At 65.5% G+C, this 24,448-nt stretch carries 26 protein-coding genes and 1 tRNA gene; 14 read left to right on the top strand and 13 right to left on the bottom strand.

Annotated features, from left to right (window positions below; translation table 11 throughout):
* The first annotated feature begins 77 nt into the window (after nt 1-77).
* The 3 genes from lptF to IT549_RS10180 are packed head-to-tail and all read left to right on the top strand — an operon-like array spanning nt 78 to nt 2,607.
* Nucleotides 78-1,283: an LPS export ABC transporter permease LptF gene (gene lptF / locus IT549_RS10190; protein ID WP_292972772.1), complete on the top strand. Its 1,206-nt coding sequence runs from the start codon at nt 78-80 to the stop codon at nt 1,281-1,283.
* Nucleotides 1,283-2,380, top strand: a complete 1,098-nt coding sequence (lptG, locus tag IT549_RS10185) for an LPS export ABC transporter permease LptG (protein WP_292972770.1) — start codon at nt 1,283-1,285, stop codon at nt 2,378-2,380. The genes lptF and lptG overlap by 1 nt, the downstream gene beginning before the upstream one ends.
* An 8-nt stretch (nt 2,381-2,388) precedes the next feature.
* Nucleotides 2,389-2,607: a hypothetical protein gene (locus IT549_RS10180; protein ID WP_292972768.1), complete on the top strand. Its 219-nt coding sequence runs from the start codon at nt 2,389-2,391 to the stop codon at nt 2,605-2,607.
* On the opposite strand, the gene IT549_RS10175 is transcribed toward IT549_RS10180, so the two are convergent.
* A complete protein-coding gene (locus IT549_RS10175) occupies nt 2,604-3,662 on the bottom strand; it encodes a fatty acid desaturase (protein ID WP_292972766.1) in 1,059 nt (352 codons plus the stop codon). The two genes, IT549_RS10180 and IT549_RS10175, sit on opposite strands and share 4 nt — an antisense overlap.
* An 81-nt stretch (nt 3,663-3,743) precedes the next feature.
* On the opposite strand from IT549_RS10175, the gene IT549_RS10170 reads away from it, so the two are divergent.
* Nucleotides 3,744-4,901, top strand: coding sequence for a GNAT family N-acetyltransferase (locus IT549_RS10170; protein WP_292972764.1), 1,158 nt, complete (start codon nt 3,744-3,746; stop codon nt 4,899-4,901).
* Nucleotides 4,902-4,961: 60 nt separating this feature from the next.
* Here the strand turns inward: IT549_RS10170 and IT549_RS10165 are convergent, their stop codons facing one another.
* On the bottom strand, nt 4,962-6,209 hold the full coding sequence (locus IT549_RS10165; RefSeq protein WP_292972762.1) for a cation:dicarboxylase symporter family transporter: 1,248 nt from the start codon (nt 6,207-6,209) through the stop codon (nt 4,962-4,964).
* Nucleotides 6,210-6,307: 98 nt separating this feature from the next.
* Here IT549_RS10165 and glmM point away from each other — a divergent pair, with 98 nt between their 5' ends.
* From glmM to thiD, 3 genes are read left to right on the top strand one after another with little or no spacing between them, the layout of a single operon-like run.
* The gene (glmM, locus tag IT549_RS10160; protein ID WP_292972760.1) at nt 6,308-7,651 is read left to right on the top strand and encodes a phosphoglucosamine mutase; all 1,344 of its coding nucleotides are present in this window, start codon (nt 6,308-6,310) and stop codon (nt 7,649-7,651) included.
* Entirely contained in the window at nt 7,644-7,868 is a 225-nt protein-coding gene (locus IT549_RS10155) for a DUF1272 domain-containing protein (RefSeq protein ID WP_292972758.1), read from the top strand. The genes glmM and IT549_RS10155 overlap by 8 nt, the downstream gene beginning before the upstream one ends.
* Nucleotides 7,865-8,617: a bifunctional hydroxymethylpyrimidine kinase/phosphomethylpyrimidine kinase gene (gene thiD, locus IT549_RS10150; protein ID WP_292972756.1), complete on the top strand. Its 753-nt coding sequence runs from the start codon at nt 7,865-7,867 to the stop codon at nt 8,615-8,617. Before IT549_RS10155 ends, thiD begins: the two co-directional genes overlap by 4 nt.
* Here thiD and IT549_RS10145 read toward each other — a convergent pair.
* Together IT549_RS10145 and IT549_RS10140 are read right to left on the bottom strand one after the other, a co-directional pair.
* A complete protein-coding gene (locus tag IT549_RS10145) occupies nt 8,614-9,486 on the bottom strand; it encodes a TIGR00730 family Rossman fold protein (RefSeq protein WP_292972754.1) in 873 nt (290 codons plus the stop codon). The genes thiD and IT549_RS10145 overlap by 4 nt on opposite strands.
* 197 nt (nt 9,487-9,683) lie before the next feature.
* Nucleotides 9,684-9,757, bottom strand: a tRNA-Gln gene (locus IT549_RS10140).
* Nucleotides 9,758-9,896: 139 nt separating this feature from the next.
* On the opposite strand from IT549_RS10140, the gene IT549_RS10135 reads away from it, so the two are divergent.
* Both IT549_RS10135 and IT549_RS10130 read left to right on the top strand, forming a co-directional pair.
* Nucleotides 9,897-11,120 (top strand): Ppx/GppA phosphatase family protein, encoded by a 1,224-nt coding sequence (locus IT549_RS10135; RefSeq protein ID WP_292972752.1) that lies wholly within the window; start codon nt 9,897-9,899, stop codon nt 11,118-11,120.
* Nucleotides 11,117-11,773 carry an RlmE family RNA methyltransferase gene (locus IT549_RS10130; RefSeq protein ID WP_292972750.1) on the top strand — a complete coding sequence of 219 codons (657 nt, stop codon included), beginning with the start codon at nt 11,117-11,119 and terminating at the stop codon, nt 11,771-11,773. The genes IT549_RS10135 and IT549_RS10130 overlap by 4 nt, the downstream gene beginning before the upstream one ends.
* A 70-nt stretch (nt 11,774-11,843) precedes the next feature.
* Here IT549_RS10130 and IT549_RS10125 read toward each other — a convergent pair whose 3' ends face one another.
* On the bottom strand, nt 11,844-12,698 hold the full coding sequence (locus tag IT549_RS10125; RefSeq protein WP_292972748.1) for a c-type cytochrome: 855 nt from the start codon (nt 12,696-12,698) through the stop codon (nt 11,844-11,846).
* Nucleotides 12,699-12,838: 140 nt separating this feature from the next.
* On the opposite strand from IT549_RS10125, the gene IT549_RS10120 reads away from it, so the two are divergent.
* Nucleotides 12,839-14,377 carry a carboxyl transferase domain-containing protein gene (locus tag IT549_RS10120; RefSeq protein WP_292972746.1) on the top strand — a complete coding sequence of 513 codons (1,539 nt, stop codon included), beginning with the start codon at nt 12,839-12,841 and terminating at the stop codon, nt 14,375-14,377.
* Here the strand turns inward: IT549_RS10120 and IT549_RS10115 are convergent.
* The gene (locus IT549_RS10115) at nt 14,374-15,843 is read right to left on the bottom strand and encodes a glycerol-3-phosphate dehydrogenase (RefSeq protein ID WP_292972744.1); all 1,470 of its coding nucleotides are present in this window, start codon (nt 15,841-15,843) and stop codon (nt 14,374-14,376) included. The two genes, IT549_RS10120 and IT549_RS10115, sit on opposite strands and share 4 nt — an antisense overlap.
* Nucleotides 15,840-17,093, bottom strand: a complete 1,254-nt coding sequence (locus IT549_RS10110; RefSeq protein WP_292972742.1) for a multidrug effflux MFS transporter — start codon at nt 17,091-17,093, stop codon at nt 15,840-15,842. Before IT549_RS10110 ends, IT549_RS10115 begins: the two co-directional genes overlap by 4 nt.
* A 76-nt stretch (nt 17,094-17,169) precedes the next feature.
* On the opposite strand from IT549_RS10110, the gene dinB reads away from it, so the two are divergent.
* From dinB to IT549_RS10095, 3 genes are all read left to right on the top strand, one after another.
* Nucleotides 17,170-18,300, top strand: coding sequence for a DNA polymerase IV (gene dinB, locus IT549_RS10105; RefSeq protein WP_292972740.1), 1,131 nt, complete (start codon nt 17,170-17,172; stop codon nt 18,298-18,300).
* Between the two features lie 158 nt (nt 18,301-18,458).
* A complete protein-coding gene (locus IT549_RS10100; RefSeq protein WP_292972738.1) occupies nt 18,459-18,848 on the top strand; it encodes a hypothetical protein in 390 nt (129 codons plus the stop codon).
* A 37-nt stretch (nt 18,849-18,885) separates the two neighbouring features.
* Entirely contained in the window at nt 18,886-19,284 is a 399-nt protein-coding gene (locus IT549_RS10095) for a hypothetical protein (RefSeq protein ID WP_292972736.1), read from the top strand.
* A gap of 57 nt (nt 19,285-19,341) precedes the next feature.
* Here IT549_RS10095 and IT549_RS10090 read toward each other — a convergent pair whose 3' ends face one another.
* The 6 genes from IT549_RS10090 to IT549_RS10065 all read right to left on the bottom strand — a co-directional run bounded on the left by IT549_RS10090 (nt 19,342) and on the right by IT549_RS10065 (nt 23,595).
* Nucleotides 19,342-19,815, bottom strand: coding sequence for an NUDIX domain-containing protein (locus IT549_RS10090; RefSeq protein ID WP_292972733.1), 474 nt, complete (start codon nt 19,813-19,815; stop codon nt 19,342-19,344).
* Nucleotides 19,803-20,423: a 6-phosphogluconolactonase gene (locus tag IT549_RS10085; RefSeq protein ID WP_292972731.1), complete on the bottom strand. Its 621-nt coding sequence runs from the start codon at nt 20,421-20,423 to the stop codon at nt 19,803-19,805. Before IT549_RS10085 ends, IT549_RS10090 begins: the two co-directional genes overlap by 13 nt.
* 63 nt (nt 20,424-20,486) lie before the next feature.
* Entirely contained in the window at nt 20,487-20,945 is a 459-nt protein-coding gene (locus IT549_RS10080) for a DNA starvation/stationary phase protection protein (RefSeq protein ID WP_292972729.1), read from the bottom strand.
* Between the two features lie 95 nt (nt 20,946-21,040).
* Nucleotides 21,041-21,580, bottom strand: coding sequence for a hypothetical protein (locus IT549_RS10075; protein ID WP_292972726.1), 540 nt, complete (start codon nt 21,578-21,580; stop codon nt 21,041-21,043).
* 126 nt (nt 21,581-21,706) lie between these two features.
* Nucleotides 21,707-22,486 carry a LytTR family DNA-binding domain-containing protein gene (locus IT549_RS10070; RefSeq protein WP_292972724.1) on the bottom strand — a complete coding sequence of 260 codons (780 nt, stop codon included), beginning with the start codon at nt 22,484-22,486 and terminating at the stop codon, nt 21,707-21,709.
* Nucleotides 22,486-23,595, bottom strand: coding sequence for a histidine kinase (locus tag IT549_RS10065; RefSeq protein WP_292972722.1), 1,110 nt, complete (start codon nt 23,593-23,595; stop codon nt 22,486-22,488). Before IT549_RS10065 ends, IT549_RS10070 begins: the two co-directional genes overlap by 1 nt.
* Before the next feature lie 168 nt (nt 23,596-23,763).
* On the opposite strand from IT549_RS10065, the gene IT549_RS10060 reads away from it, so the two are divergent.
* Complete coding sequence (locus IT549_RS10060; protein ID WP_292972720.1) at nt 23,764-24,129, top strand: LuxR C-terminal-related transcriptional regulator; 366 nt, start codon at nt 23,764-23,766, stop codon at nt 24,127-24,129.
* The last annotated feature ends 319 nt before the right edge of the window (nt 24,130-24,448 follow it).

Below are 24,448 nucleotides of genomic sequence, written 5' to 3'. Positions count from 1 at the left end.
CAAGGCCATTAGCGCTTTCGCCGTGGCGCGCGGGCGGTTAAGGGAACAGTTTCAGGATCCCGAGCGCAAAGCCCCACGTGAAATTCATCCCCGCCATCGATCGTTACATTTTCCGGCTGGTGCTGATGCCGATGCTGGCGGTGTTCATCATCGCCGCCTCGCTGCTGGTGCTCGACAAGATGCTCAAGCTGTTCGAGTTTGTCGGCAACGAAGGCGGGCCGATTTCGGTGGTGTTCCGGATGCTGGCCAACCTGCTGCCCGAATATGCCAGCCTGGCGATTCCGCTGGGGCTGATGCTGGGTATCCTGTTCGCCTTCCGCAAGCTTTCGACCACCAGCGAGCTCGACGTGATGCGCGCAGTGGGGCTCAGCTACACCCGTTTGCTGCGCGTGCCCTATGCGATCACGCTGGTGCTGGCGGCGGTCAATTTCGGGATTGTCGGCTATCTCCAGCCCTATGCACGCTACTGGTACGAACAGCTCGATTTCGAACTGCGTTCGGGCGCATTGGGGGCTTCGATCAAGGTCGGTGAATTCACCACGCTCGAAGACAAGATGGCGCTTCGGATCGACAAGAGCGAGGACAACGGCCGTCACCTGATCGGGATCTTCGCGCGCTTCACCTCGCCCAGCGGGCAGGTGGCAACGATCTCGGCCCGGGAAGGCACCTTCCTGGCACTGAAGGACAGCCCCGACACGATCGTGCTGCGCCTGACGCAGGGCCAGATCGTGCAGGACGAACCCGGCCACGCCCCCCGCGTGCTCAGCTTTTCGCGCCACGACCTGCCGATTGACCTGCCGGCGATCGAGAAGTTCCGCCAGCGCGGCGGCAAGGAACGTGAATACATCCTGCCCGAACTGCTGCGGATCGGCTGGAACGAGCAGGTTTCACAGGCCACCCGCAACCAGACCCGGGCCAGTTTCAACTACCGGATGGTCGAAGTGGTGATGATGCTGTTGCTGCCTCTGCTGGCGGTATCGCTGGCGGTGCCGCCCAAGCGCTCAACCTCGTCACTGGGGATGTTCCTGTCGATCGTGATGGTGGTGGCCTATCACAAGGTCAACGAATACGGCCAGGCGGCGGCGGCGCAGGGGCGGTTCGATCCGATGCTGATCCTGTGGGGACCGTTCGTGCTGTTCGCGCTGCTGATCGTCTGGATGTTCTGGCGGATCGCCTTTGTCCCCGGCGGCCAGCCGATCGGCGCGCTTGAGAAGTTCGTCGGCAACCTGGGCAAACGGGTGATGAAGCTGTTCAATCGCGGCAAGAAGGCGGAGGCGGCCTGATGCTGGGCGATCTGTTCCCTTCGCGCACCATCACGCTCTATCTGGCGCGGCTGTTCATATCCCGGATCCTGGGGATCCTGGTGATGCTGGTGCTGGTGCTGCAGATGCTCGACCTGCTCAGCGAAAGCGGCGATATCCTGGCGGTGCCCGGCAATGGCGAGGCGCAGCTGTGGTACTATGTCTCGTTGCGCACGCCGCAACTGATCGCGCGGTTCCTGCCCTATTCGGTGCTGCTGGCCACGCTGTTCACCTTCTGGCCGCTCAACCAGAACAGCGAGGTGATCGCGATGCGCGCCGCCGGGCTGTCCGCGCACCAGATCCTGGCGCCCTTGCTGCTGACCGCGGGGGTGATCTCGCTGGTCAGCTTCACTTTCAACGAAACCGTTGTGGTGGAACGCGGCGGCACGCTGAAGGCCTGGAACAAGGCCCGCTACAAGCCGCTGCCCAAGGACACCGGAATCAGGACCAACGTCTATGTTCCCGACGGCGCCAATGTGCTGACCGCGCAGACCGTCAGCGGCGAAGGCCAGGCGACCCGGCTGGAAGGCGTAACCTGGTACCGCCGCGACGCCGCCGGGATGGTGACCGAGCAATGGCGCAGCCCGCGCGCCAGCTTCGCCAATCCGGGCTGGCGGATCGAAAGTCCGATGAAGTTCGAAGTCGCTTCGACCCAGCAGACCGCGATGCCCAGCCAGGTGATCGCCACCGGCGTTACCCCGGCGCAGCTGGCGATCGGACGGGTCGATCCCGATGGGCAGAACTTCGTCGCGCTCAGCCGCTCGATCAAGGCGCTCAAGGCCTCGGGCCGCCGGGTGACCGAGCTTGAGGGCAAGTGGTGGCACAAGTTTTCCGGGCCGCTATCGGCGCTGCTTATGCCCCTGCTGGGATCGGTCGCGGCCTTTGGCCTGGCGCGTTCGGGCAACCTGTGGATCCGCGCGGTGATCGGCATGGCGCTGGGCTTTGCCTATTTCGTGGTCGATAACGCGGCGCTGGCGATGGGCAATTTCGGCGGCTACCCGCCGCTGATCGCGGCCTGGGCGCCGTTCATGTTGTTCCTGCTGGTGGGTGAGACGGTACTGGTCAAGACCGAGGAGTGAGCGTTCCGATGGCCTACAAACCCAGCGAGCAGGAACTGAACCGGGCCTACCAGAAGGGCTACGAAGACGCGCGAAGCGGTCGCTTCAACCCGCCCAAGGGTGATGCTCTGGTCGATACGATCTTTGCCCCTCTTGACCGGCTGGCGGGCAGTCCTTCAACCCGCGAACGCGCCGATGCGCTGGCAGCGGCCTATCGCGCCGGGCACGCGGCCTGGGGCCGGCGCTAACGCCTTACCATCGTGCTGCGGGCGATCCGGCCGACCAGCGGCAGCAGACCCGGATAGCTGGCCTTTTCATAAGTCGATTGCGCCCCCAGGTGCTGGCTCAGGCGCCGGTGCGCTTCACCCAGCGAGTGATAGGGCATGCTTGGCAGCAGGTGGTGCAGCGCGTGATAGCGCAGGCCGACCGGCGCCCACAGCGGGGCAAACAGTTCGGGCGGCGGCACGTTGACTGAATCAAGGTACTGCGCGGTGACCGTCATCGCCTCGCCATCGTTCTGCCACAGGTGCGCCACCAGCGTGCGAATCTGGTTGAACACCGCAGTCGCCGAAACCACCGCCAGCGCAATCAGCAGCGGCCGCCAGCCCAGCCACAGCGTGCTGGCCAGCAGACACCAGGCCCACACTGCCGCGCCCAGTTCCTGCCAGAACACCATCCGTGCAAAATCGCCTTCGGGCGGACGGCGGCGGAAATCGGGGTTGATCGACAGCGCCGAAGCGCGTTCCCAGACCAGCTTGCGCAGCGGCGGGATCAGCGCGCCCAGCGGCACCAGCACCGCACAGCGGATCAGCAGGCCGATGGGCAGCAGCACCGCGATCAGGATGAAGGCCGGCAGCGACCACGGCTTCATCAAGGCCAGCGGCAGGTATTCGGGATCCTCGATCGTGCCGTATTTGGTCCGGGCATGATGCAGTGTATGCACCCCTTCGTACATGAACGAGGGCGTCAGCATCGGGATCCCCACCAGCACGTTCCAGACGAACCGGAACCCGGGCAAGGCATTGCGATGGATATGGGTCAGCTCGTGAATGAACAGCAGCGCGCGATAGAGGAAGAACACTGCCAGCACTGCGCTGGCCCAGGCCTGCCAGCCCGGCAGCAGGATCGCCCCGGCGATCCCGGCATAGCCGATCGCGGCCGAAACCAGCATATCGGGCCAATAGATTTCGGGCCGCGCGGCCGCGATATCGCGGGTCAGTTCCACCGCCGCGCGCAGCATTTCCATATCATCGGGAATCTGCGAATTGGGCACAGGCGGATCGATCTTTTCCTGAAGCGTCATCAAGTCATTCCATTGCGGCGCGGCTTGGCGTAGTGCCGCCACCAGAGGCGGGTCTCATTGACCTTGAACAAAGGCAGCATCGTGGCAAATGCAGAAATAACCGTCACCCCGGTGACCGACAAGGCCGGGCTCAACGCATTTATCGATCTGGGTTATCGGTTGAACCGATCGGATCCCAACTGGGTCCCGCCGCTGCGCAGCGAAGTGGTGGAAATGCTGACCCCGGGCAAGAACCCCTTTCATGACCATGCCAGGATGCAGCTGTTCCTGGCCCATCGCGGCGGCGAAGTGGTGGGGCGGATTTCGGCCCATATCGACGAACTCGCGCTGACCCAGCCGGCCGAACAGGGGATGGGTCCGGGCACTGGCAACTGGGGCCTGTTCGAAGCCAGCGACGAAGCGGTTGGCCGCGCGCTGATCGATGCGGCCGAGCAATGGCTGCGCGGCCAGGGCATGACGCGGGTGCTTGCCCCGCTCAGCCTGTCGGTCTGGGAAGAACCGGGGCTCCTGACCAAGGGCCATGATCATCCGCCAACCGTGATGATGGGTCACGATAATCCCGCCTATCAGGGCTGGATCGAAGGCGACGGCTATACCCCGGCCAAGAAGCTCGCGACCTATGCGCTGGACATCACGCAGGAATTCCCGCCGCTGATCAAGCGGATCGTCCAGTCGGGCGAACGCAACGAACGGATCCGGATCCGCCAGGTCGAAGTGAAGCATTTCGACCGCGAGGCGCGGATCATCTGCGAAATCCTCAACGATGCCTGGTCAGACAATTGGGGCTTCGTCCCCTTTACCGAGGCCGAGATCGCCCACACCGGCAAGAAGCTGAAGCCGCTGGTGCGTGAAGACCTGATCATGATCGCCGAATACGATGGCCGCCCGGTGGCTTTCATGATGACCCTTCCCAACCTCAACGAGCCGCTGAAGGCGATCGGCGGCAAGCTGTTCCCGTTCGGCTGGGCACGGCTGCTGTGGTGGCTGCGCAAGCCCAAGGGCGAGACTATGCGGGTGCCGCTGATGGGCGTGCTCAAGGAATACCAGTCATCGCGGCTGGCCAGCCAGCTGGCCTTCATGATGATCGAATACATCCGCCGCAATGCCAATGCGCACTATGGCTCAACGCGCGGCGAGATCGGCTGGATCCTGGATGACAATCAGGGGATGGTCGCGATCGCCGATGCGATCGAGAGCACGATCAACAAGGAATACACGATCTACGAGAAGGGGCTTTAGGCTTTCGGCTGACGCCGCTGCGGACAGGCATCCGCCTGTCCTTGCACCACCGGCCCGCTCCTACTCGCGCCCCTCATCCACAGCGGCGGTCACCGCCACGTCCATCGTCACATTGCCCAGCGTGCGCATCAGGTCAGGCAGGATTTCGACCGCGACCAGCAGCGCCAGCGGCGCGATCGGCACGCCCATCGCATTGGCGATCGGGCCGACCGAAATCACGAAGCTGAGCGTACCGGGCAGCGAGACCGAGCTGAGCGAAACCAGGAAGGCAACCAGCACCCCCACCGCCAGCACGAAGGGCGAAAGCGGCGTTCCGGTGAGATAGGCGGCATAGATCGCCACCCCCATGTTCATCGCCGGGCTGGTGCCGCGAAAGATCGCCACCGCCAGCGGCAGCACGAAATCGGCGGTCGCCTCGCGCACGCCCAGCTTGCGGGTGGCGCCCAGCATGGCGGGCAGGCAGGCCAGCGAGCTCTGGGTCGATAGCGCCACCGCCTGGACCGGCAGCATCGCCCGGGCAAACTGGCCCAGCCCCTTGCGCGCCAGAACCAGCGCAATGCCATAGCCGGCCAGCATCACCACCAGGCCTGCGGCGCTGACCACCAGGATATAGTGCGCCAGCGCACCGATCGCGTCGGTCCCGCTGTTGGCCGCTACCGCCAGCGACAGGCCGAACACGCCGATCGGGGCAATCGCCAGGACCCAGCCGATCACCACCATCATCGCCGCCGCCAGCCCTTCGAACAGCGTGGCCAGGTGACGGCGCGGCGCATCGGCGATCCGGGTCGCGGCCACGGCCAGCACCGATACGAACAGCACGATCGGCAGCATTGCCCCCGCTGCCGCAGCGGCGAAGATGTTTTCGGGCATCATCGCCAGCAGGATTTCGGAGAAGCCCGGCACCTTGCCCGCTTCGGCCGCCCCGCCGCTGAGCGCGGCAATCGCCCGTTCGGGGATCGGGAACAGTTCGAGCAGCGCAGGGATCAGCAAGGCCGACATGGTTCCGGCCGCCAGCAGGCAGATGAAGAACAGCCCGACCGCGCGCCGCGCCAGCCGCCCGCCGCCCGCTGCGGCCAGGGTCTGCGAGATTCCGGTATAGACCAGCCCGACCACCAGCGGCAGGATCGTCAGTTGCAGCGCGCGCAGCCACAGCTTGCCGGCCGGTTCGGCAAATTCCATCAGCGCCGCCAGTGCCGGGGTGCCTTGCAGCAGCACACCCAGCGCAAATCCCAGCACCAGTCCGGCAAAGGTCAGCCCGGCAGGCACCTTGATTTCAGGGAATTTGGCGGCCTCGACCGGTGCTGACATCAAACTGGCTCCCCTGGGTTCTCGATCTTGTGCGCGTGACTTTAGCGGCGCGCTGCGACATAGCAATTCCTGAACACTTTTCGGGCTATGGGCAGCTTATGGGACGCAACTATTTTGGCACCGACGGGATCCGCGGCAAGACCAACGCCGGGGTGATGACTGCCGCCACCGCGATGAAGGTGGGCCAGGCGGCCGGCACGCATTTCCTGCGCGGATCGCACAAGCACCGGGTGGTAATCGGCAAGGACACCCGCCTGTCGGGCTACATGCTGGAAAACGCGCTGGTTGCGGGCTTTACCAGCGTGGGGATGGACGTGGTGCTGACCGGCCCGCTGCCCACCCCGGCAATCGCGATGCTGACCCGCGAACTGCGCGCCGATGTTGGCGTGATGATCTCGGCCAGCCACAACCCTTATGAGGACAACGGCATCAAGCTGTTCGGCCCCGACGGGTTCAAGCTGTCGGACGAGGACGAGCTGGCGATCGAGGCGAAGCTGGCGCAGGATCTGCCGCTGGCCCCGTCGGACCATATCGGCCGGGCCCGCCGGATCGAAGACTCGCGCGGGCGCTATATCCACGCGGTCAAGGGCGCGCTGCCCGACGATGTGCGGCTCGACGGGCTGAAGATCGTAGTCGATTGCGCCAATGGCGCGGCCTATCAGGTAGCGCCCAGCGCGATCTGGGAACTGGGTGCGGAAGTGATTGCGGTTGGGGTCAATCCCAACGGCACCAACATCAACGAGCGCTGCGGTTCTACCCATCTGGCGCTGGTCAAGGAAACCGTTGTGGCCAGCGGCGCCGATATCGGGATTGCGCTTGATGGCGATGCCGACCGGCTGATCGTGGTCGATGAACATGGCCAGACCGTCGATGGTGACCAGATCATGGCGCTGATCGGCTCCCAGCTGGCCGCGCGCGGCGAGCTGCGCGGCGGCGGCGTGGTGGCGACAGTCATGTCCAACCTGGGGCTTGAACGCTACCTCCAGGGGCAGGGGCTGACGCTGGAACGCACCAAGGTGGGTGACCGCCATGTGCTCGAGAAGATGAAGGCGGCGGGCTACAACGTGGGCGGTGAGCAGAGCGGGCACATGATCCTGCTCGATCACGCCACCACCGGCGATGGCACGGTCGCCGCGCTGCAGGTGCTGGCCGCGCTGGTCCAGTCGGGCAAGCGGGCGAGCGAGCTGCTGCACCTGTTCGATCCGGTTCCGCAGCTGCTCAAGAACGTGCGCTTCGCGGGCGGCAAGCCGCTGGAGGAGGCGCGCGTCAAGGCGGTGATTGCCGAAGCCGAAGCCCAGCTGGCCGGCAAGGGCCGCCTGGTGATCCGCGCCTCGGGCACCGAACCGGTGATCCGGGTGATGGCCGAAGGCGACGATGCCGGGCAGGTCGAAAGCGTGGTCGATGCGATCTGCGCTGCCGTGAAGGAGGCCGCCGATGCTTGAAATGCGCCCCAATTGCGAAAAGTGCGGGACTGACCTGCCGGCCGAACTGCCCGGCGCCTTCATCTGCAGCTTCGAATGCACCTTTTGCACCCAGTGCGCCGACGCGCTGGACGAGCGCTGCCCCAATTGCGGGGGTGAGCTGATGGACCGGCCGACGCGGGCACAGCAACATCACGCCAAGCACCCGCCCAGCACGGTGCGCAAGTTCAAGGGATGACCGCCCCGCCCCGCATCCTGACCATTGCCGGCTCCGATTCTTCGGGCGGCGCGGGGATCCAGGCCGATCTCAAGACGATCACCGTGCTGGGCGGCTATGCGATGAGCGCGATCACGGCGATCACCGCGCAGAACACGCTGGGGGTGACCATGGTCGAGGCGCTTTCGCCCGCGATGGTCGCGGCGCAGATCGACGCCTGCACCAGCGATATCGGCGTGGACGCGGTCAAGATCGGCATGCTCGGCTCGCCCGAGATCGCCGCCGTGGTGGCCGACCGGCTTGCAGCGCTGGCCGTCCCGGTGGTGTTCGATCCGGTGATGATCGCCACCAGCGGCGCAGCTTTGGCCGACGCGGCAACAATCGCCGGGTTCGAACGGCTGATGCAGCTCGCCACATTGACCACGCCCAATGTGCCCGAGCTGGAAGCCCTGGGCGGCCACGAAGCGATGCAGGCGCGCGGGGTGGCCTACCTTGCCAAGGGCGGCGATGCCGAGGGTGAGCGGGTGGAAGACGTGCTGGTCCTGCCCGGCGAGGAACCGCACGTGATGGCCGCAACCCGCATCCACACCCGCCACACCCACGGCACCGGCTGCACGCTGTCCAGCGCGATCGCAACCTACCTGGGCAAGGGCATGGCCCTGCCCGAAGCGGTTGACCGCGCGCGGCTGTTCGTCCGCTCCGCCCTGCGCGCCGCGCCCGGTTTCGGCCAGGGCAGCGGACCGCTGGGCCACGCCGAGGCGCGCGGTTAGCTCAGGTCGTAAAACTCCACCACCTTGGCCCAGGCGTCCTCGGCGGTTTCGACCCAGTGGAACAGGTTAAGATCCTCGAAGTTGATCACCCCTTCCTCGGCCAGCGCCTCGAAGTTGATCACCCGGTTCCAGAACTCCTTGCCGAACAGCAGGATCGGGATCGGGCGCATCTTGCCGGTCTGGATCAGGGTCAGCAGCTCCATGAATTCGTCGAGCGTGCCAAAGCCGCCCGGGAACACCGCCACCGCCTTGGCGCGCAGCAGGAAGTGCATCTTGCGAAGCGCGAAGTAGTGGAACTGGAACGCCAGATGCGGGGTAACATACTGGTTGGGCGCCTGTTCGTGCGGCAGCACGATGTTGAGCCCGATCGTTTCGGCCCCGGCCTCAACCGCGCCGCGATTGGCCGCTTCCATGATCGAGGGCCCACCGCCTGAGCAGACTACGAACTGGCGCATGCCCTTTTCGACGATCCCGCAGCTTGAGGCAATGTGCGCCAGCTTGCGGGCTTCCTCGTAATACTTCGCCTTGGCGACCAGCCGCTCGATCACCGCCTTCTTTTCAGGCGTGGTGGCCGCCGCCAGCGCTTCCTCGGCCATTTCGGGCGCGGGAATCCGGGCCGAGCCATAGCAGACCAGCGTTGAACCGATCTTCGCTTCGTCCAGCAGCATTTCGCACTTCAGCAGTTCCAGCTGGAAGCGCACCGGGCGCAATTCCTCGCGCAGCAGGAAATCGGTGTCGCGGAAGGCCAGTCGATAGGCCGGATCGCGGGTCTGCGGCGTGGAGGTTACGTGCGATTCGACAAAACCGGCTTCCTGCTCGGCCTTGTAGAAACGCCTGCGGTGCAGGCGCTTTTCTTCTTCTTCAGTCATTAGCGCCTTGTCGCCTGCTTAGGCACTTTTGTCGAGTGCGCTGATCGCCTCCGCGATCAGCTTGCAACGCCGGCCCGCTCCCCCTCCCGGCCACCCATACCATAGGGATACCCTAATGGGTGGCCGGGAGGGGGAGCGGGCCGGCGTTGCAAAGGGCAGGCCGGATGGCCTGTCCGCACTCAACAAAGGAAGGGGAATGGATGCCCGACAAGGATTCGAACCTTGATTGACGGAGTCAGAGTCCGCTCTCTTACCATTAGAGGATCGGGCAATCAGGGGCGCCCCTCTAGGGCGGCGGCGCTCGCTCGTCAAGCCACACCGCGACAGAGCTTGCTCCGGCTGCGGCATGGGGCTACCAAGGCATCAGGTACCCGTCACGCTGGCGGGAAAACGATAAGAGTGTACTTGCAATGGCGGACGATCTTCCGCCGGCCATGCGCGACAAGGAGGTGGCAGGAAGCGAAGGACAAGACCGGCCGGGCCAGGGGGCCGCAGCCAGTCCGCTTCCATGCGACACCACGCGCCGGCCCGGTGGCCGTAACCAGGAATCCGCACCGTCCGACCCGGCGGAGCGCTGGCATGCGAGCGTCCACCGCCAATCCCCCTTTCACCGCCAGGCCTTTGCCGCGATCGATCTGGGCACCAACAACTGCCGCCTGCTGATCGCGCGCCCGGATGGCGAGCACTTCACCGTGATCGATGCCTTCAGCCGGGTGGTGCGGCTGGGCGAAGGGCTGGCCCAGACCGGCCGGCTGAGCGATGCGGCGATGGACCGCGCGCTGGGCGCGCTGCACGTCTGCGCCGACAAGCTGCGCCGGCGCAGCGTCCACCTGGCGCGCTCGGTGGCGACCGAGGCCTGCCGCCGGGCCGAAAACGGCGCCGAATTCATCGACCGGGTCGGCCAGGAAACCGGGATCCTGCTGGATATCATCAGCGCCCAGGAAGAGGCCCGACTGGCGGTAATGGGCTGCCACCTGCTGCTTGAGGCCGGCGAAGGCCCGGCGATGATCTTCGATATCGGCGGCGGATCGACCGAACTGGTGCTGGTCGAAAGCCACCCCGGCCAGCCCCCCCGGATCCATGACTGGCAATCGGTGCCCTGGGGCGTGGTCAGCCTGACCGAAAGCTGCATGGCCGAACCGGCGGACGCGGTTGGCCGGGCACTGCGCTATGACGAGATGCGGCGCATGGTGCGCGAGAGTCTGGCCCCCTTTGCCGAACGGATCGGCGGCGCAATCGCCGCTGCCCCGGGCGGCCATGCACTGCGGCTGCTGGGCACCAGCGGCACGGTGACCACGCTGGCCAGTCTGCATCTGGAACTGCCGCAATACGATCGCCGCGCGGTCGATGGACTGGTGGTATCGGCGCAGGACATGGCCCTGCTGTGCGAACGGCTGGCGCTGATGTCACCCGAACAGCGCCGCGCCCAGCCCTGCATCGGGCGCGAACGGGCCGATCTGGTGGTGGCCGGCTGCGCGATCCTGCAAACGATTTTCGAACTGTGGCCAGCCAACCGGCTGGGCGTGGCCGATCGCGGAATCCGCGAAGGCATCCTGCGCAGCCTGATGGCTTCGAGCAGTGCGGCAGAGCTGAGCCGCCAGGCCGTGCGGCAGGCGCGAAGGAACCGGGGATGAGGGGTAAGGGCAAGGAGCCGGAGCGGCTCAAGACCGCGCGCAAGCGCACCGCCAGCTCGGCGCGGTGGTTGCAGCGGCAGCTGGCCGATCCCTATGTCCAGAAGGCCAAGGCCGAAGGCTGGCGCAGCCGGGCCGCGTTCAAGCTGATCGAACTTGACGAGAAGTACGACCTGCTCAAGGGCTCGCGCCGCGTGGTTGATCTGGGTATTGCCCCGGGCGGCTGGGCGCAGGTGGTCCGCAAGCGTAGCCCCAAGGCGGCGGTGGTGGGGATCGACCTGTTGCCGACCGACCCGATCGAAGGCGTAACGATCTTCCAGATGGACTTCATGGCCGACGAGGCACCCGCGGCGCTGACCGAGGCGCTGGACGGGCCGCCCGACCTGGTCATTTCCGACATGGCCGCCAACACAGTCGGCCACAAACAGACCGATCACCTGCGGACCATGGGCCTGGTCGAAACCGCCGCGCATTTCGCGATCGAGAATCTGACGCCGGGCGGGGCTTTCGTGGCCAAGGTGCTGGCCGGCGGCACCGACACCGATCTGCTGGCGCTGCTCAAGCAGCATTTCACCGCAGTCAAACACGCCAAGCCGCCCGCCAGCCGCAAGGATTCGTCGGAATGGTATGTGATCGCGCAGGGGTTCAAGGGTTAGCCGCTTGCGAGGATAGCAAAAGGGCGGAGCCTTGCGGCCCCACCCCTTGCTTGCCTTCAGGCGGCGAAGCTTACTTCGCTTCCTTGAGGTAGGCGATCACGTTGGCGCGTTCCTGCGCATCGGGCAGGCCGGCAAAGCTCATCTTGGTGCCAGAAGCATAGGCGCTCGGGCTGGTCAGCCAGGCATCGAGGCTGGCTTCATCCCAATTGCCACCCTTGGCCTTGAGACCATCCGAATAGGCAAAGCTGCCACCCGCAACCTTGGCGCCGAACACGCCGGCCAGGTTCGGACCCAGGCCAGCCGGAGCACCCGGGGTGACCGTGTGGCACGAAGCGCACTTGGCAAAGCTCTTCTGACCCTTGGCGGCATCGCCAACCACGGCAGCAGCTTCGGGAGCGGCGCCTTCCTTGACTTCGGGAACCGGCGGCAGCGGCAGGTTCGAACCCTTGGAATTGAGGAAGACCATCAGATTGGCGCGTTCCTGCGGATCGGTGATCCCGGCGAAGCTCATCTTGGTGCCGGTCACGAACGCGCTGGGGCTGGTCAGCCACTGGTTCATGCTGGCCCAGTCCCACTTGCCGCCCTTGGCCTTGAGGCCATCGGAATAGGCAAAGCCGCCACGACCGCTGGCCATCGCGCTGCCCAGGATGCCGTAAAGGTTCGGTCCCAGACCGTTGGCACCGCCCTGATCAACCGTGTGGCAGCTGGTGCATTTCTTGAAGGTGGCTTCACCCTTCGCCGCATCGGCCGAGGCGAGATAGGCTTCGAACGGCTTTTCGTCCTTCGCGCCTTCGCCGCCGGCTTCTTCCTTGGCGTGCTCTACCTTGCCCGCCTGAAAGTAGTGCGCGCTGATGCTCGAAAGACCGAGCGCGACAACGCCCGAAAACAGCGTCCAGCCTGCGATGGTATTGAAACGGTCTGCCATCCTGTTTGCCCCGTGGGAAAAAGCGCCTTGGTTTGGCAGGCGCTCTAGTGGTGCAGCGGGCCAAGTGCAAGGGGCATTGCGGTGTTGGGCAATGCACTCTAGCCCTTGGCGCGAATTATCCACGCCGAAGGGATGCCGCGTTGAGCTGGGAGAAGGAAATCGACGAGCTGCGCCAGCGCGAAAGGCTGGCCGAAGCGATGGGCGGAGCAGAAAAAGTCGCCCGCCAGCACAGCCGCGGCAAGCTGGATGCGCGGGCCCGGATCGCCGGGCTGGTCGATGCCGGATCGTTCCGCGAAGTGGGCAAGATCGCCGGCAAGGGCAGCTATGACGCCGATGGCGAGCTGACCGGGCTGGCTCCCAGCAACCTGATCTTCGGCAAGGCCACGATCGAGGGCCGCCCGGTGGTGGCCAGTGCAGACGATTTCACCGTGCGCGGCGGCGCGGCCGATGCAGCGATCCGGCGCAAGTTCGAACAGTGCGAGGCGATGGCCCACACGCTGAAAATCCCGCTGATCCGGATGATCGACGGGACCGGCGGAGGCGGATCGGTCAAGACGCTGGAGATGATCGGGGCAACCTATGTGCCGGCCGTGCCGGGCTGGAGCGACGTGATCGCCAACCTGGAAACCGTGCCGGTGGTGGCGCTTTCGCTGGGGCCTACGGCCGGCCTGGGTGCGGCGCGGGTGGTGGCCAGCCATTATTCGGTGATGGTCAAGGGTCTGTCGCAGCTGTTCGCGGCGGGGCCCGCCGTGGTCGAGGCGATCGGCGAGAAGCTCGACAAGGAGGGTGGCGACAAGGAAAGCCTGGGCGGTTCGGTGATCCACACCCGCAACGGCGTGGTCGATGAGGAAGTGGGCAGCGAATACGAAGCCTTTGCCCGCGCGCGCCGGTTCCTGTCCTATCTGCCGTCCTGCGTCGGCCAGTTCGCCGCGCGCACGCCGTGCAGCGACCCGGCCGACCGGCGCGAGGAAGCGCTGATCAGCACCGTGCCGCGCGATTCGCGCCAGGCCTATTCGATGCGCAAGGTGCTCGACGCGGTGTTCGACCAGGGTTCGGTGTTCGAAATGGGCCGGATGTGGGGCCGCGCGGTGATCACTGCCTTTGCCCGGCTGGATGGCTGGCCGGTGGCGGTGCTGGCCAGCGATCCCAGTTTCCTGGGCGGATCGTGGGAAGCCCGGACCAGCGAAAAGGCCGAACGGTTCATCAAGCTGGCCGACCAGTTCCGCCTGCCGGTGGTCCACTTGGTCGACAACCCCGGCTTCATGATCGGCAGCGCCGCCGAAGCCGCGGGCACGATCCGCTATGGCGTCCAGGCGATGAACGCGATCTACAAGGCCACGGTGCCGCTCTGTTCGGTGGTGGTGCGCAAGGCCTATGGCATTGCCGGATCGGCGATGAGCAATGCCGACAAGTTCCAGTACCGCTTTGCCTGGCCTTCGGGCGATTGGGGCAGCCTGCCGATCGAAGGCGGGATCGAAGTGGCCTACAAGGCCGAGATCGAGGCCGCGGAAGACCCGGCCGCGCACCTGGCGGCGATCCGCGAACGGCTCAACAAGGTCCGCAGCCCGTTCCGCACCGCCGAGATCTTCGGGATCGAGGACATCATCGACCCGCGCGATACCCGGCCGCTGCTGTGCGAATTCGCCGGGCTGGCCTGGAAGGGCCTGGGGGTGAGCTAACCGCCCAGGTACTGCGCCAGCGCCGCCTGTTCGTCCGCGCCCAGCAGCAGCCCCAGTTTGGTGCGCCGCCACAGCACGTCTTCGGCGCTGACCGCCCATTCCTGCTCGCGCAGGTAATCAACCTCGGCCTGGGTCAGCCCGGCCCCGAACAGCCTGCCCAGCGCCTGCCAGCCCTGGGCCTGGCCCAGCCACAGCCGCGCGCGGGTGCCATAGGCGCGGGTGATCCGGTCGATATCCGCTGCGCCCAGGAAGGAATAGTCGCGGGCCAGCCCGGCCTTGAGATCGTCCAGCCCCTCGACCGGAAAATCGCCGCCGGGCAGCGGCGCGCGGGTGGTCCACGGCCGGCCGCTCAGCGCGGGCAGCCGCGTCGCCAGCTTGTCCACCGCCTCTTCGGACAGGTGGCGATAGGTGGTGATCTTGCCGCCATAGACGCTGAGCAGGGGCGCGCCCTCGCCCGGCTCCGACAGCTCCAGCCGGTAGCCGCGCGTCGCCGCCTCGGGCTTGCCCGAGCCATCGTCGATCAGCGGGCGGACCCCGGAATAGGTCCAGACCACCTGGTCAGGTGTGATCTGCTTCGCGAAATAGCGGCTGGCGCCTTCACACAGATAGGCGATCTCTTCATCGCTGGCCTTGACCGGATCGCCGGGCGCCTGATCCCGGTCAGTGGTGCCGATCAGCGTGAACTGGCGCTGATAGGGAATCGCAAAGAAAATCCGCCCGTCGGGCAGCTGGAAGAAATAGGCATAGGGATGATCGAACAGGCTGGGCACCACGATATGGCTGCCGCGCACCAGCCGCATCGCATAGTCGGGCGCCTCGCCCAGCGAGCCTTCGACCGCCAGCACATTGGGCCCGGCGGCGTTGACCAGCGCGCGGGCGTGGTAGGTGCCTTCGGTGGTCTCGATCCGCCAGCCTTCGGGTACCCTGGTGGCACCCTTGACCCGGGTGCGGGTGCGCACCGTGGCACCGTGACCGGCCGCGTCCAGCGCGTTGAGCACCACCAGCCGCGCATCATCAACCCAGCCGTCCGAATATTCAAAAGCCGTGCCGAACCCGCCCTTGAGCGGTGCACCCGCGGCATGGCGGCGCAGGTCAACCGTGCGGGTGGCCGGCAGTTTCTTGCGCCCGCCGATATGATCGTAAAGGAACAGCCCCAGCCGCAACAGCCAGCGCGGGCGCAGTCCCTCGACATAGGGCAGCACAAAGCGCAGCGGGTGAATGATGTGCGGGGCGATCGCCCACAGCGCCTCGCGCTCTTTCAGCGATTCGCGCACCAGGGCGAACTCGTAGTGTTCCAGATAGCGCAGCCCGCCGTGGATCAGCTTGGTCGAGGCCGAGCTGGTCCCCTGCGCCAGATCGCCCGCCTCCAGCAGCAGCACCCTGGCCCCGCGCCCGGCCGCATCGCGCGCAATCCCCGCGCCGTTGACGCCGCCGCCGATCACCGCAAGGTCGAAAATATCGTTCATGGAACCGGCCTGTAGGGTGGATTGGGCCGCCGGAAAAGCTGTCCGCGCTCGCTGTAGAGCACCAGCATCAGCGCCCCCACGCCCCCCAGCAACAGCGCCAGCGCGATCGGCCGGGCGGTCCCGTCGAAGGCCTGACCAATCGCAATTCCCAGCAGCGAAGACAGGGACGAGCGCACGAACATCTGCGCCGATGCCGCTGCCCCTGCAGTCCGGGCGAAAGGCTGCAGCGCGATCGAGGTGAAATTGGCGCCCATGAAGGCGATCAGACACATCTGCGCGCCCATCAGCCCAACGAATTCCCAAAGCGTTTCGCCCCCGGCAAACGCCCGCCAAACCTGCAGCATGGCAACGACAATGAAGGCGAACAGCGCCGCGTGGGAAACCCGCCGCGCCCCGAAACGCATCACGATTGTTGCATTGGTGAGATTGGCCACGGCCATGCCGCCCGCCATCAGCGCAAAAATCAGCGCAAAGCTCTCGCCGGCGCCGAAATGTTCGGCGACCAGCTGCTGCGAGGAATTGAGATAGCCAAACAGCCCTGACCAGACGATCCCGCCGCCAAGCACATATCCGTTCGCCGACCGTTCGCTCAGGCCGCCCACCATGTTCCGGGCGATGGTCGCCAGGTGGATATCCTGACGGTTTGCCGGCTCCAGCGTTTCGGGCAGACGCAGCCAGACCCACGTTCCCACCACCAGCGCCATGATCGTTGTCCCGCCGAAGATCCAACGCCAGTCCGCAAACAGCAGGACCAGCTGGCCAAACGACGGTGCAATCATCGGGACGGCCATGAAGACCAGCGTGATGGTGGACAGGACCCGCGCCATCCGATCACCGGAGAACCGATCGCGCACGATCGCACTGGGCAGGACCGAGAGTCCCGCGCTGCTCAGCGCCTGAAGCCCGCGCGCGGCCAGCAGCATTTCGAACGAGGTGGACAACGCGCAGACCAGCGCCAGTCCTCCATAGCAGGCCAGCGCCCCGAACAGCACCGGCCGGCGACCATAGCGATCCGCCAACGCCCCCGGCAGCAAGGCGCCAAGCGCGGCCCCGACCAGATAGACGCCAACCACCAGCTGCCGCCGATTGGGATCGCCGGCCTGCAGCGCCTGGGCAATCTCGTCCAGCGCGGGCAGCATCGAATCGATCGAAAGCGCCACGAGCGCCATCAACGACGCCATCATGATCACGAATTCGCGTTCACCGATAACGCGAATAGGGAGATGATCTTCGGGCGTGGCGGCGGACATGGGCCGCCAATGGCCGGATTGTGCCGCCGTGGCCAGTGACTTTTCGTTTCGCCCGCATGCGCGCTATCAATAGGCGATGAGCGATCCCGTGAGCGAATCCGACGATACGCATGAAGAGGCACAGGGCCTGCGCAAGGTGATCCATGTCGATATGGATGCCTTCTATGCCAGCGTCGAACAGCGCGATGATCCATCGCTGCGCGGGCTGCCGGTGGCGGTCGGCGGTGATGGGCCGCGCGGGGTGCTGACCACCTGTTCCTATGAAGCACGCAAGTTCGGCTGCCGCAGCGCGATGCCGTCGATCACTGCCAAGCGGCTCTGCCCGCAGCTGATCTTCCGGCCCCCGCGCTTCGCCGTGTACAACGAGGTCTCGCGCCAGGTCCGCGACATCTTTCTGGATTACACTCCGCACGTCGAGCCGCTGAGCCTGGACGAGGCGTTCCTTGATGTGACCGAGGACCTCAAGGGGATCGGATCGGCCATCCGCATCGCCGAACTGATCCGCGCCAGGATCAAGGCCGAAACCGGCCTCACCGCCAGCGCCGGGGTGTCCTACAACAAGTTCCTGGCCAAGTTGGCGAGCGACCAGAACAAGCCCGACGGCCTGTGCGTGATCCGCCCGGGCGAAGGCGCGGAATTCGTCGCCAAACTGCCGGTGCGGCGGTTTTTCGGGATCGGCCCCAAGGGCGCGGAGAAGATGGCCGCGCTGGGGATCGAGACCGGGGCCGATCTGGCGCTGTGCGACATCGCGTTCCTGCGCCGCCATTTCGGCAGTCAGGCGGATTATCTCTATCGCGCCGCGCGCGGGATTGACCTCAGGCGGGTGAAGGCCAACCGGCCGCGCAAGTCGGTCGGGGCCGAACGCACGCTCGACAAGGACATATCCTCGGGCTCGGCGCTGCGCGAGGTGCTGGAACGGATCATCGCGATCACCTGGAAGCGGATCGAAAGTTCGAAAAGCGAAGGACGCACGGTCACGCTCAAGCTCAAACATGCCGATTTCAGCCAGCTGACGCGCGCCCGGTCGCTGGCCCGGCCAGTGGCCAGCGAGGCCGAGTTCGCGGCAATTGGCCACGCCCTGCTGGATGAAGTGCTGCCGCTGGCCCAGCCGGTCCGGCTGGTCGGGCTGACGCTCTCCGCGCTGGAGGACGATGCCCCCGCGCTGCCCCCGGTCGGCGGGCCCAGCCAGGGCCAGCTGCCGTTCTGAGCGTCCTTGTGACTTTTTTGTCGCTGTCGCATGTTAACAAGTCGAAGCCGCAGCGATCGACTACCTAGTTCATCACAAGTATGTCATCTGCTGACCGACGTTCAGGGCCAGTGCCGCAGCGCATGCACCTTGACCAATCGGAAAATTTTGGGGGTACCATGTCGAAGAAACTGCTTATTGCTGCCGCGATCGGGCTGGTCGCACTTCCGGGCCAGGCCACTGCGGCTGGCGAGCTCAGCTATGAAGAAGTGGCCAATTGCGCCGCGTTCAATATCCTGACCATGCGGATCTTTTCGCAAGGTGGCGAGCCCGAGAAGAACAAGGACAAGGTCGAGAAGTACAAGAGCCAGGCGGTTGCGCTGTCGGTTGTCGCGGTCGCGATCGCCAAGAAGGACAGCAAGGTGGTGATGGACGATATCACCACCCGCAACCAGGCAATGTACGCCAAGATCGACGATCAGGCCTATATGTCGAAGCTGATCGAAACCAATGCCAAGACTTGCAACGAATTGGGCGAAGCTGCTGTCCAGGCGCTGAAGGACAAGTAAGCGGCTGCGGCTCGCCATACCAAAAGGAACACACACCATGAAGAAACTGCTTGTTACCGCCGCTGGCGCCCTGGCGCTGTTCGTTGCACCGGGCCTGGCCATGGCCGAAGACGCGCTGACCTATGAAGAAGTGGCCCACTGCGCCGCCTTCAACCTGTTCGCTTCGGATATCTATGCGGGCGGCACCGAACCCGAGAAGACCAAGGACAAGTCGGAAAAGTTCAAGAACCAGGCCGTCGCGCTGATGGTTGCCGGGGTGGCACTCAGCAAGAAGGAAGCCGAAGTCGTGGTCAACGACGTCAAGGCCCGCAAGCAGGTAATGTGGGACATGATCAACGACACCAACAAGGTGAACAAGCTGATCGAGGACAACACCAAGAACTGCAACATGCTGGGTGAAGTGGCGGCCGAGGCGCTGGCCAAGAACACCAAGTAAACCCGATCGCACCGACAGAAGGGCCCGGCAGCGGAAACGCTGTCCGGGCCTTTTCCGTTACTGCCGTGCCGCCGCCAGCCAGGCCGTGAAGTGCGCGGCCAAGGCGGGCGAGAGATCGGGCGGCAGGGCATCGGACGCAAAGAAGTGCGCCTCGATCACTTCGCGGCCATCGATCGCCAGTGCGCCCGCCGCCTGCCCGGCAACCAGGTGGACCCGGTTGGTGGTGCCATAAAGCGGCTCATCCACTGTCAGGAAGGCCCGCGCATCATCCAGCGCCAGCCCGGTTTCCTCGGCCAGTTCGCGCAGCGCCGCCGCCAGCGGATCCTCGCGCCGGCCCAGCCCGCCGCCGGGCAGCATCCAGTTGCCGCTGCCATAGGAATGGCGGATCAGCAGCACCCGCCCCTCGGCATCAAAGGCTAAGACCCGGCAGCCCTGCAGCCGGACCTGTGCCAGCCGCCACCAGCGCCGCCGCACGGCATGCGCCAGGCGCAGGCCCAGGCGGTGGAGCGGTGCGGGAATCAGGTGAAGCATGCCACCGGTTGATGCGCCGCGCCCAGCAGTCGTGCAACCGGCAAGTCGTTGGCGCCGCGCAGCGCCGCTTCGAACAGCGCGCGCTTGCTGGCGCCGCGGATCACGAACACCAGGGCGTCGCTGTCCAGCAGGGCCGGGATCGTCAGGCTGAGCCGGTCGAATGGGGCTTCGGGTGGCAGTGGATCGGGGGTCAGCCGGCGGATCGGCAGCGGATCATCCACCCGGGGATCGGTGTTGGGAAACAATGAGGCCAGGTGTCCGTCCTCGCCCATGCCCAGCCAGGTGAGGGCAAAATGCGGCGGTCGGGCGTCTTCGGTCAGTGCCACCACCCGCGCGCCAAGCGGCGCAAGCGCCCGGCGGATCCGCCCGACATTGCTGGCCGGGTGATCCTCCGCCACGATCCGGTCATCGCCGGGCCAGACCGTGATCCGCGACCAGTCGAGCCCGCCTTCGCCCAGCAAGGCCAGGATCGGGAACGGGGTGGAGCCGCCCGGAATGGTGATCGCGATCCCGTGCGGGTGCGCGGACAGCGCGCGGTTCAACCGGCGTTCGAGCCACTCGGCAATCTGGCGATCGGTGGCGTCCGGGTGGATGGTGGCCTTGCTCATGATCCGGGCGATAGCACCGCAGCCGCGCGCCGTGAACGCGGCTGCAATGCTATGCGTGGCCGATCAGCCAAGCAGCGAGGTCAGGAACCAGATCCGCTGCTGCGCCTGGTCGGTCCAGTCATCAGCCGCGCCTTCGGTGGCATTGTCGCCAGCGGCCCCGGCTGCGGCCTTGGCCTCGCGGATCGCGGCGAGCAAGGTGCGGTTGTCCGCCGCCAGTTCGGCCACCATCGCGGCCGCGTCAAGATCGGCGGCGTCCTGGTCGGCGATCCGGCTGCGCGCGGCGATCGCCCCGATCGAGGTCAGCGTCGCGGCGCCGTTCTTGCGCACGCGTTCGGCGACCAGATCGGTCAGCGCGAAGATCTCGGCCGCCTGCTCGTCAAACAGCAGGTGCAGGTCGCGGAACTGCGGCCCGCGCACGTGCCAGTGGAAGTTCTTGGTCTTGAGGTAGAGCGCGAACAGATCGGCCAGCAGCGCGTTGAGGCTTTCGGTCAGCGCGGTTTGGGCATTGTCGGTATTGGTCATGTCGATCCCCTTTGCAGAAGCAATGGGGAAGCGTTAGGCCACGGCTATTAATCGGTCCAACCGCTTAAAATGCAGACTATGATCGTTTACGGCGATCAAAAAGCCAGATAGAGCGCGATTGCCGCCAGCAGCAGGCCGATGCCCCGCCGCACCGCCAGCAAGGGCCAGCTTTCCAGCTCTTCCCCCGCGCTCCAGGCCGCCAGCAACATCGCCGCGCTGCCCAGCGCCCCGCCCAGTGCTGCACCCCATGGCAGCACCGATGCGGCGGCCAGCGCAAAGACCACGAACCGGGTCGCATCGGTCAGCTGCTGGGCCAGCAGCACCGCCGCGAAGGCGAACAGCGAATGGGTCGGCTCGGCCGGCTTGCGCAAGGGCCGCACCACCAGCAATTCGAGCGCGGCGAGGCCCAGCACCATCGCCACCAGCATGGCCCGCGCGCGCGGCGCCAGCAACGGCGCGGCCTGCGCCCCGGCCCAGCCGGCTGCCGCAGCGCTCAGCACCGCGCAGAGCACCGCAATCGCCAGCACCGCGCCTCTTGCGCCCTGCCGCGCGCTGAGGCTGGCCACAATCGCCTGATCGCGTGCGCCCAGGCTGACGACCATGCTGGCAAGCAGTGCAAAGAGGAACCCGGCCATGGGCTGGTGCTGCCGCCAAGCGCGCTGCGCCGTCAAGCACAAGCTGCAACAATTTTGCAAAGCGGCCCGAAGTCTGGCTGGCCAGGCAGAAGGAAATCCCGCGCGAACCCGCCAGATGTCCGCGCGCTATTGGCGCGCCATCAACTGGTTGCGGATGCCCGCGGTATAGGTCCGTCCCACGCGCAGCTCGACACCGTTCGCAAGCACCAGCGCCAGCGACGAGAAGCTGCCGGCCTTGACCCGTTCCACCGCATCGATGCGCACGATCGTGCTGCGGTGGATGCGCAGGAACTGTTCGGGTGCAAGCATCCTTTCCAGGGTGCCGAGGTTCTCGTGATAGAGATATTCGTGCCCGTCGGCGTGGATCCGCACATAATCCCGCTCAGCCTGGGCGTGGGTGATCGCAGAGGGCAGGATGCGAACATAGTCGCCCTGCGAACGGACCCACAATTCAGGCTTGCCGCGTGCCGCCGAGAAATCGCGCTGGCGCAGCGCGGCAACCACTTCTTCAAGTTCGCTGATCCGGTCCATGCTCGAACTGAGCATCGCCGCGTGGCGCGCCCGTTCCAGCGCCATGCGCAGCCGCCCGGGCTCGATCGGCTTGGTCACATAGTCGATGGCATTGGCATCAAAGGCCTTCAGCGCCTGATCATCGAAGGCAGTGACGAAAATGACCGCCAGGCTTGGATTGTTGAGCCTTCGAACCAGATCAAAGCCGGTCCCGTCCGGCATCTGGATGTCCACCAGCAGGATATCCGGCGTCACCTCAGGAATGGCGGCGAGCGCATCTTCGACATTGCCGGCCTCATGGACCTCGGCGATCCAGGCAATTGTCCGCAATTGCCGCGCCAGGCGCCGGCGGGCCAGCGGTTCATCATCGACGATCAGGACCTGCAATCCGCTCATCAAGTCCTCCAGGGCAGATCGAGCTCCACCCGGTAGGTCACCCCATCGACAATGCCGGCGCGAAAGCTGCCGTTCTGGCCGAAGCGCGAGGCAATCCGTTCGGAAACATTGCGCAGGCCAATGCCAAAGCCCGGCAGCGGCGGACTTTGCTGGCCCAGGTCGTTCTCGACCGCGATCCACAGCCGGTCGCTCGTCCTGCGGGCCAGAATCCGGATGCAGACCGGCAAGGCCGAACGGCCGACGCCATGCTTGATCGCATTTTCAACCAGCGGCTGCAGGATCAGGCTGGGGACCAGCGCCTGGCGTACCGCTGGATCGGCCTCGATCGAATAGCCCATCCGATCGCAAAAACGCTCACGCTCGATCTCGAGGTAGTCCTGCTGCAGCGCCAGCTCATCACCCAGCGGCACATCCTGGTGCGGATCGAGCTCAAGCGTGGTGCGCAGGAAGGTGGATAGCGACAGCACCATGCGTTCGGCGCGGCTGTTGGCGCCTTCCTCGACCAGTCCGGCAATCGAATTCAGCGTGTTGAACAGGAAGTGCGGGTTGATCTGGTAATGCAGCGCGCGCACTTGCGCGCCGATCGCCTCTTCGCGGGCAGCGGCCAGCTTGCGCTCGCGGTCCCGCACATCGAAACTGTAGGCCAGCGCCACGTAAAGGCAGCACCAGCCAAAGAACATGGCCGTGGAGGAAACCATGGTAACGCCGAACGCGCCGAGATCGAATGCAGGCACCCTGGGCCAGACGCACCAGCGATAGATCGCGAGATCGAACAGGCCATAGATCGGTGCCGCAATTGCCGAAAGCACGAACGCCAGCACTGTCTTGGCCAGCACGCTGACATGGTGAAAGCGGTACAGGATTGCTGTCTGCACGACCGACAGCAGCACGCCGAAGCTGTTCAGGATCACTTTGCCAACGAAGGAATCGGCAGGATCGACCCCGGCAATGCCCCACATGACGCTATCGACGATCAGGACCAGACCCCAGAACAGGGCCCCAAGCCTGAGCGTTGTCTCGCCCAGACCATCCTTGAAATCTTTGCCGAGCAGTGGCGCCCAGGGCCGGGAAACCGGCGAAACGGTGTCGGCATGTGCTGCGTTCGTCATGACATTCCAGCCATTCGTAGAATTCCAGTGCCGCCGATCGGGCCAACCGAGCCGTCCGCCTGCGCATGATGGATTTTCCAGCGCAGCACCCTAGCCTTGCCCGTCATGAAAGGCCGACCTTCTTCAGCAGCGTCTTTGGCGTGCAAATCATCCAAATGCACGCCGATCTTGCTGGACCAGGAGATTTTCGGCCAGGGTGATGCAGGCCGACCGGTCTTTCTGGCCTTGATGAATTGCGATGATCAGGCCGCGATTGCCCGGCTGCGCGAGATCCTGCCCGAGACTGTCTTTTTCGAAGCGGACGACCTTGCCATCCGCAGAATTCGATCCGCGGGCGCGCCGGACCACACCGGCACACCGCAGCCGCAGCTGACGGGTCGGCAACGCCAGATTCTGCCGTTCCTGCACCAGGGCCTGTCCAACAAGGAAATTGGCCGGAGGCTTGGCCTGTCCCACTTCACCGTGCGCAATCACGTCTCGAAGCTACTCCAATTGACCGGCGCGCGCTCCCGCAAGGATCTGGAAGCGCAGTAGCGGGTCCGCGCAGCCACCTGACGTCCGCATTTGCCGGGCAGCGACGATTGCGCCGCAGCGGTTTCGAATCTGCACGAATCCAATGGGCAGGTTGCCGCACCAGGCAAGACTTTTGGTGTACCGGTTCCACATGGCCCATCCCGGCCCTGCCCGGGCGATGATACCGGGTTCGCTTAGCCAACTGCGATCCGGCCTTGCAGGCCGTAGCTGACATTGCGGGCAGTCGTTCGCAAATTGTCGACATCGGTGATGATGCGACGGGCCTGCTCAATGAAAGGGCGACCGTTCTCGGTAATCTCTGCGCCGCGCGTTGAGCGTT

This window comes from Novosphingobium sp. (assembly GCF_020852455.1).
GTDB lineage: Bacteria > Pseudomonadota > Alphaproteobacteria > Sphingomonadales > Sphingomonadaceae > Novosphingobium.
The sequence above is the reverse complement of the archived record's forward strand: the minus strand, read 5'-3'. Positions and strand labels throughout refer to the sequence as shown.

Bases quoted from the DNA above. Each gene is read 5' to 3' on its own strand.
- lptG (WP_292972770.1), top strand. From the start codon at position 1,283: ATGCTGGGCGATCTGTTCCCTTCGCGCACCATCACGCTCTATCTGGCG.
- IT549_RS10180 (WP_292972768.1), top strand. From the start codon at position 2,389: ATGGCCTACAAACCCAGCGAGCAGGAACTGAACCGGGCCTACCAGAAG.
- IT549_RS10175 (WP_292972766.1), bottom strand. From the start codon at position 3,662: ATGACGCTTCAGGAAAAGATCGATCCGCCTGTGCCCAATTCGCAGATT.
- IT549_RS10165 (WP_292972762.1), bottom strand. From the start codon at position 6,209: ATGTCAGCACCGGTCGAGGCCGCCAAATTCCCTGAAATCAAGGTGCCT.
- glmM (WP_292972760.1), top strand. From the start codon at position 6,308: ATGGGACGCAACTATTTTGGCACCGACGGGATCCGCGGCAAGACCAAC.
- IT549_RS10155 (WP_292972758.1), top strand. From the start codon at position 7,644: ATGCTTGAAATGCGCCCCAATTGCGAAAAGTGCGGGACTGACCTGCCG.
- thiD (WP_292972756.1), top strand. From the start codon at position 7,865: ATGACCGCCCCGCCCCGCATCCTGACCATTGCCGGCTCCGATTCTTCG.
- IT549_RS10145 (WP_292972754.1), bottom strand. From the start codon at position 9,486: ATGACTGAAGAAGAAGAAAAGCGCCTGCACCGCAGGCGTTTCTACAAG.
- IT549_RS10135 (WP_292972752.1), top strand. From the start codon at position 9,897: ATGGCGGACGATCTTCCGCCGGCCATGCGCGACAAGGAGGTGGCAGGA.
- IT549_RS10130 (WP_292972750.1), top strand. From the start codon at position 11,117: ATGAGGGGTAAGGGCAAGGAGCCGGAGCGGCTCAAGACCGCGCGCAAG.
- IT549_RS10125 (WP_292972748.1), bottom strand. From the start codon at position 12,698: ATGGCAGACCGTTTCAATACCATCGCAGGCTGGACGCTGTTTTCGGGC.
- IT549_RS10115 (WP_292972744.1), bottom strand. From the start codon at position 15,843: ATGAACGATATTTTCGACCTTGCGGTGATCGGCGGCGGCGTCAACGGC.
- IT549_RS10110 (WP_292972742.1), bottom strand. From the start codon at position 17,093: ATGTCCGCCGCCACGCCCGAAGATCATCTCCCTATTCGCGTTATCGGT.
- dinB (WP_292972740.1), top strand. From the start codon at position 17,170: ATGAGCGATCCCGTGAGCGAATCCGACGATACGCATGAAGAGGCACAG.
- IT549_RS10100 (WP_292972738.1), top strand. From the start codon at position 18,459: ATGTCGAAGAAACTGCTTATTGCTGCCGCGATCGGGCTGGTCGCACTT.
- IT549_RS10095 (WP_292972736.1), top strand. From the start codon at position 18,886: ATGAAGAAACTGCTTGTTACCGCCGCTGGCGCCCTGGCGCTGTTCGTT.
- IT549_RS10090 (WP_292972733.1), bottom strand. From the start codon at position 19,815: ATGCTTCACCTGATTCCCGCACCGCTCCACCGCCTGGGCCTGCGCCTG.
- IT549_RS10085 (WP_292972731.1), bottom strand. From the start codon at position 20,423: ATGAGCAAGGCCACCATCCACCCGGACGCCACCGATCGCCAGATTGCC.
- IT549_RS10080 (WP_292972729.1), bottom strand. From the start codon at position 20,945: ATGACCAATACCGACAATGCCCAAACCGCGCTGACCGAAAGCCTCAAC.
- IT549_RS10075 (WP_292972726.1), bottom strand. From the start codon at position 21,580: ATGGCCGGGTTCCTCTTTGCACTGCTTGCCAGCATGGTCGTCAGCCTG.
- IT549_RS10070 (WP_292972724.1), bottom strand. From the start codon at position 22,486: ATGAGCGGATTGCAGGTCCTGATCGTCGATGATGAACCGCTGGCCCGC.
- IT549_RS10065 (WP_292972722.1), bottom strand. From the start codon at position 23,595: ATGACGAACGCAGCACATGCCGACACCGTTTCGCCGGTTTCCCGGCCC.